19 protein-coding genes are annotated in these 14,212 nt (G+C 65.2%); 6 read left to right on the forward strand and 13 right to left on the reverse strand.

All coding sequences use genetic code 11. The features are described from left to right. The first annotated feature begins 155 nt into the window (after nucleotides 1-155). From BHQ18_RS04500 to BHQ18_RS04515, 4 genes are read left to right on the forward strand one after another with little or no spacing between them, the layout of a single operon-like run. Nucleotides 156-1,427 carry a cytochrome P450 gene (locus BHQ18_RS04500; RefSeq protein WP_069412399.1) on the forward strand — a complete coding sequence of 424 codons (1,272 nt, stop codon included), beginning with the start codon at nucleotides 156-158 and terminating at the stop codon, nucleotides 1,425-1,427. Further along, nucleotides 1,424-2,227, forward strand: coding sequence for an enoyl-CoA hydratase/isomerase family protein (locus tag BHQ18_RS04505; RefSeq protein WP_069412400.1), 804 nt, complete (start codon nucleotides 1,424-1,426; stop codon nucleotides 2,225-2,227). Before BHQ18_RS04500 ends, BHQ18_RS04505 begins: the two co-directional genes overlap by 4 nt. 5 nt (nucleotides 2,228-2,232) lie before the next feature. Further along, on the forward strand, nucleotides 2,233-2,655 hold the full coding sequence (locus tag BHQ18_RS04510; protein WP_069412401.1) for a Zn-ribbon domain-containing OB-fold protein: 423 nt from the start codon (nucleotides 2,233-2,235) through the stop codon (nucleotides 2,653-2,655). After that, nucleotides 2,652-3,575, forward strand: coding sequence for an SDR family NAD(P)-dependent oxidoreductase (locus tag BHQ18_RS04515; RefSeq protein ID WP_069412402.1), 924 nt, complete (start codon nucleotides 2,652-2,654; stop codon nucleotides 3,573-3,575). The genes BHQ18_RS04510 and BHQ18_RS04515 overlap by 4 nt, the downstream gene beginning before the upstream one ends. Nucleotides 3,576-3,601: 26 nt before the next feature. Here BHQ18_RS04515 and BHQ18_RS04520 read toward each other — a convergent pair whose 3' ends face one another. The 4 genes from BHQ18_RS04520 to BHQ18_RS04535 are packed head-to-tail and all read right to left on the reverse strand — an operon-like array spanning nucleotide 3,602 to nucleotide 6,280. After that, entirely contained in the window at nucleotides 3,602-3,880 is a 279-nt protein-coding gene (locus BHQ18_RS04520; protein WP_069412693.1) for a cytochrome C oxidase subunit IV family protein, read from the reverse strand. After that, nucleotides 3,880-4,470 carry a cytochrome c oxidase subunit 3 gene (locus BHQ18_RS04525; protein ID WP_069412403.1) on the reverse strand — a complete coding sequence of 197 codons (591 nt, stop codon included), beginning with the start codon at nucleotides 4,468-4,470 and terminating at the stop codon, nucleotides 3,880-3,882. Before BHQ18_RS04525 ends, BHQ18_RS04520 begins: the two co-directional genes overlap by 1 nt. Further along, nucleotides 4,467-5,186 (reverse strand): hypothetical protein, encoded by a 720-nt coding sequence (locus BHQ18_RS04530; protein WP_205866044.1) that lies wholly within the window; start codon nucleotides 5,184-5,186, stop codon nucleotides 4,467-4,469. The genes BHQ18_RS04525 and BHQ18_RS04530 overlap by 4 nt, the downstream gene beginning before the upstream one ends. A 35-nt stretch (nucleotides 5,187-5,221) precedes the next feature. Beyond that, complete coding sequence (locus tag BHQ18_RS04535) at nucleotides 5,222-6,280, reverse strand: TIGR03857 family LLM class F420-dependent oxidoreductase (protein WP_069412404.1); 1,059 nt, start codon at nucleotides 6,278-6,280, stop codon at nucleotides 5,222-5,224. Between the two features lie 43 nt (nucleotides 6,281-6,323). On the opposite strand from BHQ18_RS04535, the gene BHQ18_RS04540 reads away from it, so the two are divergent. Continuing rightward, nucleotides 6,324-7,409: a phosphotransferase family protein gene (locus BHQ18_RS04540; RefSeq protein ID WP_069412405.1), complete on the forward strand. Its 1,086-nt coding sequence runs from the start codon at nucleotides 6,324-6,326 to the stop codon at nucleotides 7,407-7,409. A gap of 66 nt (nucleotides 7,410-7,475) precedes the next feature. Here BHQ18_RS04540 and BHQ18_RS04545 read toward each other — a convergent pair whose 3' ends face one another. The 9 genes from BHQ18_RS04545 to BHQ18_RS04580 form a co-directional block, all read right to left on the reverse strand. Next, entirely contained in the window at nucleotides 7,476-8,300 is an 825-nt protein-coding gene (locus BHQ18_RS04545) for a mycofactocin-coupled SDR family oxidoreductase (RefSeq protein ID WP_069412406.1), read from the reverse strand. Next, nucleotides 8,297-9,136: an NAD(P)-dependent oxidoreductase gene (locus BHQ18_RS04550; protein ID WP_069412407.1), complete on the reverse strand. Its 840-nt coding sequence runs from the start codon at nucleotides 9,134-9,136 to the stop codon at nucleotides 8,297-8,299. Before BHQ18_RS04550 ends, BHQ18_RS04545 begins: the two co-directional genes overlap by 4 nt. Then, nucleotides 9,136-9,366, reverse strand: coding sequence for a cytochrome P450 (locus tag BHQ18_RS30400; RefSeq protein ID WP_234794067.1), 231 nt, complete (start codon nucleotides 9,364-9,366; stop codon nucleotides 9,136-9,138). The genes BHQ18_RS04550 and BHQ18_RS30400 overlap by 1 nt, the downstream gene beginning before the upstream one ends. A 5-nt stretch (nucleotides 9,367-9,371) precedes the next feature. Continuing rightward, a complete protein-coding gene (locus tag BHQ18_RS04555; protein ID WP_234794068.1) occupies nucleotides 9,372-9,833 on the reverse strand; it encodes a cytochrome P450 family protein in 462 nt (153 codons plus the stop codon). A 176-nt stretch (nucleotides 9,834-10,009) separates the two neighbouring features. After that, a complete protein-coding gene (locus BHQ18_RS30890; RefSeq protein ID WP_069412408.1) occupies nucleotides 10,010-10,216 on the reverse strand; it encodes an SDR family oxidoreductase in 207 nt (68 codons plus the stop codon). A 169-nt stretch (nucleotides 10,217-10,385) separates the two neighbouring features. Beyond that, nucleotides 10,386-10,595, reverse strand: coding sequence for a hypothetical protein (locus tag BHQ18_RS04565; protein ID WP_069412409.1), 210 nt, complete (start codon nucleotides 10,593-10,595; stop codon nucleotides 10,386-10,388). A gap of 5 nt (nucleotides 10,596-10,600) precedes the next feature. Beyond that, entirely contained in the window at nucleotides 10,601-11,044 is a 444-nt protein-coding gene (locus BHQ18_RS04570; protein ID WP_069412410.1) for a Zn-ribbon domain-containing OB-fold protein, read from the reverse strand. Beyond that, on the reverse strand, nucleotides 11,041-12,240 hold the full coding sequence (locus BHQ18_RS04575; protein ID WP_069412411.1) for a thiolase C-terminal domain-containing protein: 1,200 nt from the start codon (nucleotides 12,238-12,240) through the stop codon (nucleotides 11,041-11,043). The genes BHQ18_RS04570 and BHQ18_RS04575 overlap by 4 nt, the downstream gene beginning before the upstream one ends. Before the next feature lie 4 nt (nucleotides 12,241-12,244). After that, nucleotides 12,245-13,381: an amidohydrolase family protein gene (locus BHQ18_RS04580; protein WP_069412412.1), complete on the reverse strand. Its 1,137-nt coding sequence runs from the start codon at nucleotides 13,379-13,381 to the stop codon at nucleotides 12,245-12,247. 134 nt (nucleotides 13,382-13,515) lie between these two features. On the opposite strand from BHQ18_RS04580, the gene BHQ18_RS04585 reads away from it, so the two are divergent. Further along, a complete protein-coding gene (locus BHQ18_RS04585) occupies nucleotides 13,516-14,199 on the forward strand; it encodes a TetR/AcrR family transcriptional regulator (protein WP_069412413.1) in 684 nt (227 codons plus the stop codon). Nucleotides 14,200-14,212 lie beyond the last annotated feature (13 nt).

Consider the following 14,212-nt stretch of genomic DNA (forward strand, 5'->3'; position numbering starts at 1 on the left):
CTGTCCTTTGTCGATCGCTTCTTGGCGGACTCGACCACTAGTGACACTAATGTTAGATATCGCTGCGGATCAAGGAGGGGAAAACCGCGCAATCCCCTCAACGGACGCCTACCCGACATTGCCTATAAGTGACATGAGTGCCAGAATCTAGAGCTGTGAGCGCGATCGACGTCGACGAGCAACAGTTCGCACCATTGATCGACCTGCGGTGGTGGCAGGAACATCCCGCAGAACGCGCGGAGATTTACCGGCGCCTGCGGGACGCTGGCCCGGTCTTCGTGCGCACCAACCGGCCCGATGCTCCCCGCGCCCGCGGCTTCTGGGCGGTCGGCGCGCACCGCGATGTGGTCGACATCAGCCGACGAGCCGACGAGTTCTGCTCCGGGCACGGTACCCAGATCTTCGATCAGACCGCCGAGATGCGCGAATACCGCGGGTCCATCATCGACATGGACGACCCCGAGCACATGCGGCTTCGCAAGATCGTCTCCCGCGGATTCACCCCGCGCATTCTCGCCGAGATGCGTGGCTTGGTGGAGGAGACAACCGCAGAGATCCTGGACGAGATGCCCCGCACCGGGAAGTGCGACTTCGTCTCAGCGTTCGCCACGCTGCTTCCGCTGCGCATCATCGACAACATGCTCGGGGTGCCGCGGGAGCACGAGCAGTTCATCGTCCATGCCACCAACGTCGTACTCGGCGCCTCAGATCCGGAGTACGTACCCGATCAGACCGCGGCGGGCATCGGGGCGGCGGTCTCCGAGGCCAGCGAGCGGCTCATCGAACTGCTCAGGAGTATCGCCGAAGACCGCATCGCCCGGCCGCGTAACGACGTGATCAGCAAGCTCGTCACCTCCGACGAGGAGAATTTGACGCCGCAAGAACTGGCGAAGTTCTTCATCTTGCTGATCGGCGCGGGCAACGAGACCACCCGCAACGCGCTCACGCATGGCCTGCAGATCCTCAGCGCGCATCCGGACCAGCGCGAACGGCTGCTGGCGGACTACGACGAGTTGGCACCGACTGCCGTCGAGGAGATTCTGCGGTATGCGAGTCCTGTGATCCACATGCGCCGCACCGTAACCCGCGACGGTGTGACGCTGACAGACGCGGACGGGCAGGTGACACACACCTTCGCCGCCGGCGACAAAGTAGTCGTCTGGTATCCGGCCGCCAATCGCGACCCCGCGGTATTCGCCGACCCCGAGGCGTTCGACATCGCACGAAAGCCGAATAACCACATCGCCTTCGGGGGACCCGGCCCTCACTATTGCCTCGGCGCCCACCTCGCCCGCTTGGAATTGAAAGTGGCCTTCGAGATGCTCTACGACCGCTACCCCGACATCAGCGCTGCCGGCGAGCCGGTCATGCTGAGATCCAACTTCGTCAACGGCATCAAACACCTCGAGGCAACCTACACACCATGAACACCACTGCGGCCGTGCTATCCGACACCACCGATGGCATCCTCACAATCACCCTCAATCGGCCAGAGGCCGCGAACGCGGTCCGGCCCGACGACCGCGACACGATCATCGCGCTGCTGGCCGCCGCCGCGGACGACGAGAAGGTACGCGCGGTGGTGTTGCGCGCCAACGGGAAACACTTCTGCTCGGGCGCTGACGTGGCTTCGCTGGCGGACCGGCGGGCGCGGGGCGAGAAGCGAGTGCTGGAGCCGACGCGACGCATCATGAACGGGGCCCAGAAATTGGTTGCCAGCGTGTTGGATTGCCACAAGCCGGTGATCGCCGCGGTGCAGGGTGCTGCGACAGGCCTGCGGGCCCACGTTGTCTATGCGTCCGATCTCGTGGTCGCCACCGAAAATTCCTATTTCGCTGAGTCATTCGTCAAGCGTGGGCTGGTCGTCGACGGTGGCGGGTGCTACCTGCTGCCTCGAAGGATCGGCATGCAGAAGGCAAAAGAGATGGCCTTCTTCGGAGAGCGCCTGACGGCAGCCGAAGCGTTGGCACTCGGTCTGGTGAACCGCGTGGTCGCCCCGGCCGAGTTGGACGCGGCGGTGGCCGACTTCGCCGGGCGGCTGGCGGCGGCACCGACGAGCGCCATCGCGTTCACCAAGCGACTGCTCAACGACTCGCCCGACACCGATCGGTCCGGGGCGTTCGTTGCCGAGGCGATGGCCCAGGAGATCCAGTCCTACTCACATGACTCGAAAGAGGGTGTGCAGGCGTTCATCGACAAGCGCCCGACCGAGTTCACCGGGTGGTGAAGTAGATGGCGCGCGCGGATATCCCGGTCATCGACCAGGTCAGCGAGCCGTATTGGGCCGCGGCGCGGCAGGGTCGCCTGCTGATCGCCAAGTGCCGGCCGTGCGGCCGGGTACATCACTACCCGCGGCCGTTCTGCCCCCACTGCTGGAGCGACGACGTCCACCCGGTTCAGGCCAGCGGAACCGGAATCCTGTACACGTATTCGACGGTGTACGTGAATGATCTGACTCCGTTCAGCGAGCGACTGCCCTACGTGGCCGCGATCGTCGAGCTGCCCGAGGGCCCGCGGCTGATGACCGCCATCGAGGGCGTCGAACCCGAGCGCCTCCGGGTCGGAATGCCCGTCACCGCGATTTTCCGGCCCGTCGACGAGACAGATCCCGACAGCCCGTATCTCACGATCTTCACCCCAAGAGAGGACTCATGACCGGACTACTCGACGGCAAGGTCGCCCTGGTGACCGGCGCCGGGCATGGCATCGGCCGTGGCCACGCACTCGAACTGGCCAAGCATGGCGCGACGGTGATCGTCAATGACCTTGGCACGACCCTTTCCGGCGAGGGCACCGGCAAGGTCGCCGACGAGGTCGTCTCGATCATCGAGAGCCGCGGTGGCAGGGCGGTGTCCGACTTCAGCGACGTGGGCGACGAGCAGCAGGTAGATCTTGCCGTGGAACGCGCCTACTCGCAGCTGGGAAGGGTTGACATCGTGGTCAACAACGCGGGCATCGTGCGCGACAAGGCGATATGGAACATGACGGCCGACGACTTCGACCTGGTGATGCGGGTGCACGTGCGCGGCAGCTGGTTGACCAGCCGCGCGGTCGCGCGGAAGTGGCGCGCGGAATCCAAGGAATCCGGCGCAAAAGTCTATGGCCGCATCATCAACACCACCTCGGGCGCCGGCCTGCACGGCCACTTCGGTCAGACGAACTACAGCACCGCGAAGTCGGCGATCGTGGGCCTGACCCAGACGCTCAGTCTCGAGCTCGCATCGATCGGCGCCACCGTGAACGCCATCAGTCCTGGTGGACGCACGCGCATGTCCGCGTCCATGCCGGGAGCAGAGGCGGCCATCGAGCCCGACGAGCGCGCCGAGGACGAGTTCGATCCCAAGGACCCGTCGCTGGGCTCTCCCGTGGTGGCGTGGCTCGCCAGTCCCGAAGCCGGCCATGTCAGCGGTCAGGTGATCCGGGCCATGGGCGAGCATCTGCAGCTGCTCAAGGGCTGGCATCCGGTGACGTCGGTCTCCAACGGCCAAAAGCGATGGGATGCAAATAAACTCGGTGCCATCATGGCCACCGACGTGTTCGGGACCCGTAACACCGGTCTGCGACTGGGCGGCTGACGCGCTGCCGGACGTTGCACAGACAGTCACAGAAACAGGTATAGCGCGGACAGCAAGGCCCACAGCGCCACGCAATATCCCTCGAATGCGATCCGCAGAGGCTTTGGAGCGTTTCGCAGTTCCATGAAGTCGAGCCCGACGAGCCGTATCTTGATCGCGGCGATCCCAAGGATGACGACCGCCATCGCCGAACCGGTGCCATGGTCGGCGCCCAGAGCGAAGGACACCACCGTCGCTGCGATCAACACCAGCCAGGACACGCCCGCGCGGCCACGGACGAAGGCCAATACGGAGGGACCCGGCATCACGACACCAGGTACAGCAGTGGAAACAGCACGATCCACAGCAGGTCGACGAGGTGCCAGAAACAAGCCCCGCCCTCCACGACGGCCATCCGCGTTGGTCCGAGTTCGTGCCGCCGCGTCTGGGTGAGCAGGAATGTCAGCACCGCCATACCGACACAGACGTGAAGCAGATGTATACCGGTGAGGACGAAGTAGTACAGGTAGAAGTGATTGGCGATGACCGCGTGTCCACCGGTCACCAACAAGTAGTACTCGAAGGTCTTGAGGGCGATGAACACTCCGCCGCACGCCATTGCCGCCACGGTGGCCGAGCGCGCGATGTGCCGGGCTCCCGACCGCAGCGCACGCAACGTGATGACCACGAGCAGTGAACTCGTCAGCAGTACCAGCGTGTTGGTGAACCCAACCCCGAGGTGCAACGTCTTGCGCGCGAGGTCGAACTGTTCGGGGTTGTTGGCCCGCTCGACCATGAAGGTGGCGAAAAACGCGCCGAATACCAGCATGTCGCCGAACAGGAACACCCACGTGCCGCTCTCACCGGGCACGCGCCGCACCGGCGTCGCGGTCAGCGAGGATGCATGAACTGTCACGAAGCCACGAGGGTGGGGGATCGCTCGGCGGCCTGCTCCGCACTGATCGAGCGGAGCAGCACCAGGGTCACCGCGATCATCCAGACACTCAACGCCACCAACGGAATCCAGAACGCGAAGACGCCGTTCCACGCCAGCGGCCCGCTGTTGAAGACCATCACCGCGCCGCCGGGCAGCGCGAGCAGGGCGTACCAGGCGTTGAGGTAGCCGAACCACCGCGGGAACGTCCCCGGTGTCGTGCGGTCGACGAACGACGCGGTCGTGAGCACCACGGCCTGCACGACGAGGGTTCCCACGATGCCGACGAACATCAACCAGAAGACGTCGTTGAGCGCCTGCGTGATCTGGGGATCACGCTCTTCGGGCCGAAACGCTGCGGTGGCCATCACCATCATCGGGAACAGAAAGCCCGGCACGAAGATGACGCCACCGAAGATCTGGGTCACCGACAGCACACCCCATTTGCCTTCGACCCGTCGCACCCGCAGGCAGATCGTGGCCAACCACGGCAGCGCGAGGCATGCAGCGAGCAGGCTGAACGCCAGGCCGACTCGCACCCGGAGCTTGTTGGCAACCAGAAAGTCGGCGATGGACTGGGCGCTCGCGGTCGGCGAGAGCGGCGGGATGAGCTTGGCGATGAGCATGAAGAAGACGAAGAACAGCGCGAGCATGACGACCCCGCCCCACGCGGCGATGCGTTGGAGTTTCAAGTCCACGGGCGAAGTGTAGATCTAATCCGCTCAATGTTTAACTAGTTTGATGATCTGGCGTCGGCGCCGTTGAGCAGGGCGTCGAATCGGTCGGGCGTGCTGCCGTGCAGTACCAATTCGTCGGCACCGGCCTCGCGGAAGCGTTCGAACATCAGATGGCAGGATCGCGCCGACCCGACCGCCGCCGCCTCCGCCGTCCACGGCCTAGGTAAGGCGGAGGCGGCCTCGACGAGTTTCTCGCGAGTGAGCACCGAGTCCGCGGAACCCCTGACACCGGCGAGTAGCGGGTGACTTCGCAACCTGCTCAATGGTTCCGGATCCCACCCGTTGACTGCCGCCAACCGCTCGCCGAATCCGGGAATCTGGTAGTACGTCACCGCCCGAGCGTCCACTACAGCGAGCTCCTCCTCGGCCGGCAGCTCGCACGCGACCACGACGGTGGCGTACACCCGCACACTGCCCACCGGGCGGCCCGCTGCGCGCTCGGCGTCCCGGACGCGCCGTACCGAACGCTCGACGGCGGCGGGGGTCAGGAACGGATGCAGCAGCACCCCGTCGAAGTGGCGACCCGCGAGCCCCAGGCCCTTGGGTCCGATCGCCGCGAAGACCACAGGAGGGACCGGCTGATCCGGTATGTCATTGAGCCGCAACGACGGGTACCTGCCCGCGGGTCCGTCGTAGCTGACCTTCTCACCCCGGCACAGCCGGCGGAAGATGTCAGCGTGGTCGACGATCGACGCGTTCGTGGAACGAGGTAGCCCCACCGCCGCCCACATCGCGTCGACCGAGCGTCCGACGCCGAGCATGAATCGTCCGCCCGACAGCGCCTGAGCCGTCATTGCCAGCGACGCCAGCAGTGCGGGATGCCGGGACTGGAGATGGGTGATGCCCGAGGCGATCCGGATCCTCGAGGTGGCTTGGCTGACCGCGCCTGCGATCACCCCGAGATCCTTGGTCCCCCATCGCTCGCTGAGCCATACGGTGTGCAGATCGAGACGCTCGGCGGCCTTCGCCTGGTTGACGACGACCGCGGGGTCGGCGACGCGTCCGGGGAGCACGTAAGCGCCGAGCGCTATGCCGCTGAGCTGTCTGCCGTTCATCCCGCTATTCTGACAGTAGTGTTCAGTTCCGCGAAGGGGGACGATGGTTTACACATCTTCGCGCGGCCAATTCGGTAGTCGGACGAGCGACATTCTGCGGACCTGGCTGCCGCCGAGCATCGCGCCCGATGGCACAACCGACTTCGAGATCTCCGAGTTCATCGCCCCACCGGCCGGCTACTCAGGGAAGACAGCGTTCTTCACTGCCTCGTGGAAGGACCCGGACGGCGAAAGTCACAGCGCTGATCTGGTGCTGCGCGCACAGGCTGACGACCACCAGCTGTTCACGACGCCCGACGCACCGCGCCAGGCCGAGGTGATGAAACGTCTCGCCGCACATGGAATTCCAGTGCCGGACGTCGTCGGTATCGAACGCGACGCTTCGATTCTGGGATCGCCGTTCTATCTGATGCGACGGGTGCGAGGTCGAACGCCGTCCGACGTTCCCAGTTGGCACAAGCGAGGCTGGACCGTCGAACTGTCCCCCGTCGAGCGAGGGCTGCTGTGCGACAACGGGTTGCAGGCGCTGGTGTCGCTTCACCGCATCGACGACCTCGACACGCTGGCGTTCTTCCGTGGCGGGACCGATCCGAGTAGGACAGCGCTGCAGCGCTACCTCGATAAACTGCGCGGCTGGTACGAGTGGTGCCGTGCTGATATGCAGGTAGGCGGCGCCACATTGGCCGAGGCGCTGCGCGTCATCGTGGATGCGGCACCCGACACAGACGCGGAGACTGTGGTCTGGGGCGACGCGCGGGTGGGGAACATCAGCTTCGGTGATGACCTCTCGGTCGTCGCGTTGTTCGACTGGGAGACCGCGGGCACCGGGCCACCGGACATCGACGTCGGTTGGTGGCTGATGTTCGAGCGCTTTCTGTGCGAAGCACTGGGGTTCACCCGCCTGCCCGGTATTCCGGACGACGACGAGATCGTCAGGCGCTACCTCGAATTCGGTGGGACCCTCACCGGCGACATCGCCTACTACCAGCTGATAGCCGCCTTTGTTCTGTCGCTGATCAACAATCGGCTCGCCCGCCTGCTAGAGCGTGACGGCTTAGATGTGGTGACGGCTCAAAGTTATCCCCGCATGTCGGTCGGACTGGTCGAGCACTATCTCGACCGGCTCTGAACCTTGGTCAGGCCAGTTCACTAGCCGCGGGTGGCGCCGCCCCGACCACGACGTGACCCTGGTGCGCTAGAACTGCGCCATGCCCTGGTCGACCGACAGCCGCGTTGCCGTCACGAAGCGTGACTCGTCGGACGCCAACCAACACACCGCGGCCGCGACGTCCTCCGGTTCGCACGCCCACTGCGGCAGGAATGGCGTACCCATGTTGTTCAGCGTGGGGTTGCTCTCAATCGCGGAGAACAACGCGGCGATCATGTCACCGCCACCCATCGGGGTGTTGACCGGTCCGGGATGGACACTGTTGACCCTGATTTCGTGCTTGCCCAGCTCGGCCGCGAAAGCCCTGGCCATTCCCGTCACCGCGTGCTTGCTGGCCGTGTAATGCACCATGTACGGCTGCACCTTGACGCCTGCGTAGGAGCTGATCAGAATGATCGAGCCGCCGCGGCCTCCTTCGATGATGCGGTGAGCACCCGCCATCACCGTGTTCCAGGTGCCCGTCACGTTGACGTCAATGATGTCGCGGAACGACTCCGGGGTGATCTCATTCCATGGCGCAGGGACGCAAATTCCCGCATTGGCAACGATGATGTCCAGCCGCCCGAAGGCGTCGACTCCCTGATCGACGGCCGTCCGCAGTCCGTCGAGATCGCGGATGTCGGCCGCCGTGGCCGTTATTCGGCCCCCCGCAGCCTTGACTGCCCGCACCGTCTCGTCGAGATCGTCCGGTGTGGCCGACGGGTAGCGCACCCATTCGGGAAGCGGGGCTGCGATGTCGACGGCGATGACATCGGCCCCTTCGTGTGCCATCCGGACCGCATGGGCACGTCCCTGCCCCCTGGCAGCACCGGTGATGAACGCGACCTTGCCCGCCAGCCGTCCCGTCGTCAACGTGTTCCCTCCCGCGTCGTGTCGACCGCATCGAGTGATAACGGCCCTTCCCGTACGGCCATCCCCAGAAGCCCGAGGTCGACCCCCGCTTCGATGGCGGCCTCACGGCACGCGGCAACGTCTTTACGCAGGAAGTGACCGGCCATTTCCTCGAAGCGTTCCATCCCACCGATGCGGTGTGCGTGAGCCGCCACATGGCTGCGGGCGCTGCACACCTGCAACGTCGACAACAACGCGGTCGGTTCGACACCCAGCTGGCCGCCCAGTTCCGTTGCTGCTGCGAGCAGTTGAGCGTTCGCCGCGAACAACAGATTGTTGACGAGCTTGATGGCCAACGCACTGCCGAGTTCCCCGGTGGGCACCACAGGTTCGGCGTAGGCGGACAGCACGGGTGTCACCCTGGCAACGGCGTCGGCAGGTCCACCGAGGAGCACGGTCAACGTGCCCGCATCGATGTTCTCGACGGTCCCACTGACCGGCCCATCGAGGATCACCGGCCCAGCCGGGGAGGACTCCTGCAAGGCCTGCAAGGTGGCCAACGTGCCGGTGGTGTGGGACACGAACACCGATCCTGGCTTCGCGTTGGCGATGAAACCTTCCGGGCCGAGGCCCGTTTCGCGCAGTTGCGCGTCAGCATACAGGCAGGCGATGAGGATGTCGCTGCCGCGCGCCAACTCTGCCACGGAGCCTGCCGGCGTGGCGCCCCGGTCCACCAGCCGGCTCCGCACGTCGTCGCGCCGGGCGTACACCAGCACGTCGTGGTCCGCCGCGAGCAGGCGCGCCACCATGGGTTCGCCGAGTTGGCCGGCCCCGAGAAACCCCACAGTTCCGGCCATCAGGCGCTCCCTGTGCGCTCCGTGCGCGGCCCGCTCACGTCAGCCACGTCAGCGGCAGCGACGGCATCCGGGTCGCGGTTCTCGCGGCGCTGTTGAATGAGGCCGGAGAGGTAACCCATCACGTGCGTCATGTCCTCGAGCCGCGCGGCGTTGGCTTCCCCTCCCACGCCCGTTTGATGCAGGATCTTGTCCTCCCAGGCCATGAACTGCTCGAGATCCTCGACGGGCACGCCCATTATCGTGAGGAAGACTGTCGACGGGAACACGCGCGAGTCCGTTCGACGAAGTCGCACCCGCCGTCGCTGACGAGCTGGTCGACGAGTTCCGCCGCCAGCTTCTGCTGCGCCTCGCGGAGGCCCTTGACGCGGCCGGGCGAGAAGTATTCCGCCAGTACCTGCCGCCACTTGGCATGGTCGGGCGGGTCGATCATGATCGGAATCCACTTGTACGGCGGCTCCGGGTCGGTCGGCACGATGAAGCTGCTCGACCACTTGTCCGGGTGCTGCAAACCATCGAGGATCACCGCGTTGTCGGTGAATACCCAATACTCGACGCCGGCCTCCCGGTTCCGGAAGGCCGGCCGCGCGTCATCCTGGCACTCGTCCGGCAGGCGGAAGTGCGTCAGCGCGGGCGAGTCTGGCGTGTTCGACTCCAGGTCCTTGACGGGACATGTTGCGCCTGCCTGACTCTCGCTCATGAGATCCTTCCGGTTGACGGCGACCGAGCACGTACTCGAATCAGCAGCGTCTTGTCATGCTACGACAGTCAACTGTCATAGTTGATCGAAACCGGGCAGCCGATCACACTCCACTCATCCAACTAGGTTAACTACGTGTTGGGCGAGTGCGATACTGCTCGCGCTCCTGAGGATTGTCAGCGAACGGGGAAGCCGGCATTCAGCGGCCGGGTGATGCCGGTGATGAACTTGGCCTCGTCGGACACCAGGAAGGCCACTGCGTTCGTGATGTCCGCCGGCAAGAGGATCTGGATGGGCAGCGCATGCTGCATCGAGGACAGTCCGGGGTCGTTGGCTTCACCCATTGTGGCCATGGCGTCGTTCATGACCATCCCGGTCGCCACGCCGGTCGGGTGAATCGTATTGACCCATTGCAGTACTGCGCCAGTTGATTTGCAAGCGCCTGCACCGACCCGACCAGGCCACGCTTCATGGCCGGGGTATCCTGCCCGCCTGCGGCTCAGGTGATGACGGCGACTTCGCCGTTCAAATTCCCCACGCGCGGGCTCCTATTCAGCGTGACGTACTTCCGGTGTGAATGCGGGCCAGCCGCAAGCCTTCCTGCGGATCATCGACCTCGATGTCCCAGTTGTCGCATGAGCACGTGCACCGATAGTGCCCGTTCTCGGGCAGGATCGCTTGACCGTCACACGACCCGCCGGTATTCGCAATGCTGGTGAGGAACTCCAGAGGCTTCTCGTGCAGAGCACTGTCGTCGGACATGGCCCTCACTCCTCGCCGTCGACTCGGAAAACTGGGAGCAGCCATCCGTCAGTAATCGGTGAAAAATCTACGCGCACCGACATTCCGATCGTGACGTCACTAGGCGCGACATCGACGACGTTCGACACCAGTCGGGCACCAGGGGCGTCGGGAAGGTCCAGCACGGCAGGCACTAGGACGAGCTCGGGCATGCCAGGGAAGCCGTGCACCACGGCGAAACTGTAGACGGTGGCCCGGCCGCTCAGCTCGACCCAGTGCACCGCCTTTGATTGGCAAGTGGGACAGAACGGAGTCGGAGGCAGCCGGAACGTCTGGCAGTCAGCGCATTGCGGCGCGACCAGCCGACGCTCCTTCGCGGCCTGCCAGAACGGTTCTGTGTCCTTGTTGACGGCGATCCGCACGTGCTCGCCGGGGATGGTGGCGGCCAGGGTGACCGCAGCGGTGCTCATGCGGCACGACCCAGGATCAGCCCGCTCACGGGCAGGCTCGCCGGGCCACCGGTGACCAGGGCGAGTTCAGCGTCGAGAACCTGGTTGATGGCGGTGCCACGCATCTGCTCGACTCCTTCCATGATGTGGGTCATCCCGATGATGTACGCCTCGGACAGCTGACCGCCGTGGGTGTTGACCGGAATGGAACCACCTTCGTAGCGGATCGCTCCGCTCTCGACGAATGCGCCACCCTCGCCCTTGCCGCAGAACCCGTAGTCCTCGAGCTGCATCAGCACCATCGGGCTGAAGTGGTCGTACAGCAGCGCCACGTCGATATCGCCCGCGCTGATGCCGGCCTGCTCGTAAAGCCGCTTGGCGATGGGTGCATTGCCCGACGAGGCGAAGTATTCGTCGGGCATACCCATCCAGGCGAATGCCCTCCCCCAGTCGCGGACGCCACCGTGGGCGGCGGCAACCACGGGGACCGGCGGCTGCTTGCAATCCTTCGCCCGGTCGGCGCTGGTGGTGATCACCGCCACCGCGCCATCGGTCTCCTGGCAGAAGTCGTAGAGGCACAGGGGTTCTGCGATCATCCGTGCGTTGAAGTAGTCCTCGAGCGTCAATGGCTCGGGGTGCATGGCCTTCGGTCGATTCGCCGCGTTCGCCCGCGTCGAAAGGGCAATCTCGGCGAACGCTTCGCGACGGGTACCGTACAAGTGCATGTGCCGCCGGGCCATGACCGACATCAGGTGTCCAGGACCGAAGAGGCCGGATGGCTGCAGGAACGAGTTGATCGGATCCGGCTCCAACGCCGAGAAGACCGAACCCAACCGCTGCTTGGCCTGCTGCAGCGCCATCACCGTGACCACCACCGAGGCGTCGCCGGCCACGATGGCGGCTCGGGCCAGCCCGATCGCACCCGCCGAACCACCGCCACCGGAGGTCAACGCCGCGGTGAAACGGATCTCCGGAATCCCCAGGGTTTCCATGAAGTCGGCGGAGTCCATCTTCTCGGTGTAACCCGCGCTGGCACCGGAGTAGTAGGCGAACCCATCGATGTCGGTGACCGGTATGCCGGCGTCCTCACAGGCCGCCAGGATTGCGTCGCCGGCCAATTCGGTGATCGACTTCGGTAGCGATCCGCCGCGCTTGTAGTACGGTGTGGCGCCGACGCCGACGATCGCAACGTCCCGCAGGCCAGACGAATTAGACACGGGCTCAGAACTTTTCGGTCGGGATAGGCGGCACGCTGGGGAACAGTTCGTAGAACGTGCCCTGGGTGATGCGCAGCCGGGTCTCATCGCTCACACCGTCGAACAGCCCCTTGAGGGTGTCCTGCGTGTGACCGAAGGTGCCCTCCATGTGCGGGTAGTCGCTGCCGAACATCACGTTCCTGTAGCCCATATGTTCGTAGGCGGCGACCGCGGTCTCGTCGTGCTGGAAGGACGCGTAGACCTGGCTGAACAAGATCTCCTTGGGATTGCGGGTGAGCTTCGGCCGCACGGCCATGTGGTGCTGGCGGTAGCCCTCCAGCAGGCGGTCGCCCAGGAACGGCACCCAGGTCGCACCTCCCTCGGAGATCAGTACCTTGAGGTCGGGGTGCCGGTCCAGCGCACCGGAAGCGACCATCTTCATCGCCGCCCGCTGACCCGAGAACGTCGTCTCCGCGTAGTTCATGATTGCGCCGCCCGGCCCGCGGTACACCTGCCCCGCGCCGCCCGATGCGCCGCCCACTGTCATGTCGACCGGGTCGGTGCCGATGTGGAACGCGATCACCATGCCGGCGTCCTCGGCAGCCGCCCAGAACGGCTCCCATTCCTTGCGGTGCCAATCAGGGGCGCTGGGATGCGGGGTGGTCGGCAGGAAGACCGCCTTGAAGCCCTGTTCGGCGGCCCAGCGCAACTCCTCGACCGCATCCTCGACCACCAGGGTCGACACCTGCGCGGTCACCACGTACCGCGGCGACACCGCGCAGATTTCCTCGAGTGCCCACTCGTTGCTGGCGCGCATGCACGCCTTCAGCAGTTCGGGAGTGCGGAAGGTCGACCCCCACATACCGAGCGACGGGAAGATCACCTCACCCCACACGCCCTCCTTGTCCAGGTCGCCGAGCCGGACCTTCGCGTCGCGAATGCCCTGCGGCTTCATGCTCTCCTCGATGAAAGCCGTCATCGCGGACGACGGCAGCTTGCGCCGGAAGATCTGCCCGTCCACGGAGACGGTTTCGTACTCGCCGTCCGGGTCTTTCTCCGCGCGCGGCGTCAGGTCGGCGAGCGCCTTTGGCAACCGGGACTGCCAGAGGTCCTCGGGCTCCAGGAAGTGGGAGTCGCCCGAATTCGTCCAGATCATGCTCATTGGTCCTCCACGGGTCTGGTTGCTCATTCGCATGATGCCAGCTGATCAAAAGCAAGTCCAGCATTTTTAATACAGCAGCATTATTATGTTCAATGGCGGCCACGCCGGTCAGACTGAGACAGACGGGAGAACGGATGACTGAGCTGGGAACCGAGTCCGCCGCTGGCACGCGGAGGCGCAACTCCTCGGGAGAATCGACCCGGGTGATGCTGATGGAGGTCGCCGAACGACTGTTCGCCACCCGCGGCATCGATGCCGTGACGCTGCGAGAGATCCAGCAGGCCGCCGGACAGTCGAACACCTCGGTCATCCGCTACCACTTCGGCTCGCGCGACGGCTTGATCCGCGCACTGATCTCATACCGTCAGGCGTCCCTCGGGGCCGATCGCCAGAAGATGCTGGCGACCATGCGCGAGCAGGGCAAGGAAGCGGATCCCCGCGCCGTGGTGTGGTTGCTGGCGCGTCCGCTGGCCAACAGCATCGCCGCCGGCGAGATGTTCGCCCCGTTCCTTGCCCGGCTCGTCGAAGATCCGCGGGCGCGCAGCGCCTACTGGCCGGATCACATCGATGACGAGTGGACCCAGGAGAAGCTCGAGGAACTCGTCGACGCCGCATTACAGGATTTGCCCGAGCGGATCCGTCGCGGCCGCACGTTCCAGTTGTACGTCAGCCTGATCAATGTGCTTGCCGCCGCGGCCCGCTCCGGGCACGGACTCAGCGAAGCGCAGCTGCATAACTACGTGGACGCCTGGGTCGGCATGCTGACCGCGCCGGTGTCGTATGAAACCCGCGCGCTGATGGCCGAACGCGGCGACTGACTGCATCCTCCGA

The organism is Mycolicibacterium flavescens (genome assembly GCF_001722335.1).
GTDB lineage: Bacteria > Actinomycetota > Actinomycetes > Mycobacteriales > Mycobacteriaceae > Mycobacterium > Mycobacterium flavescens.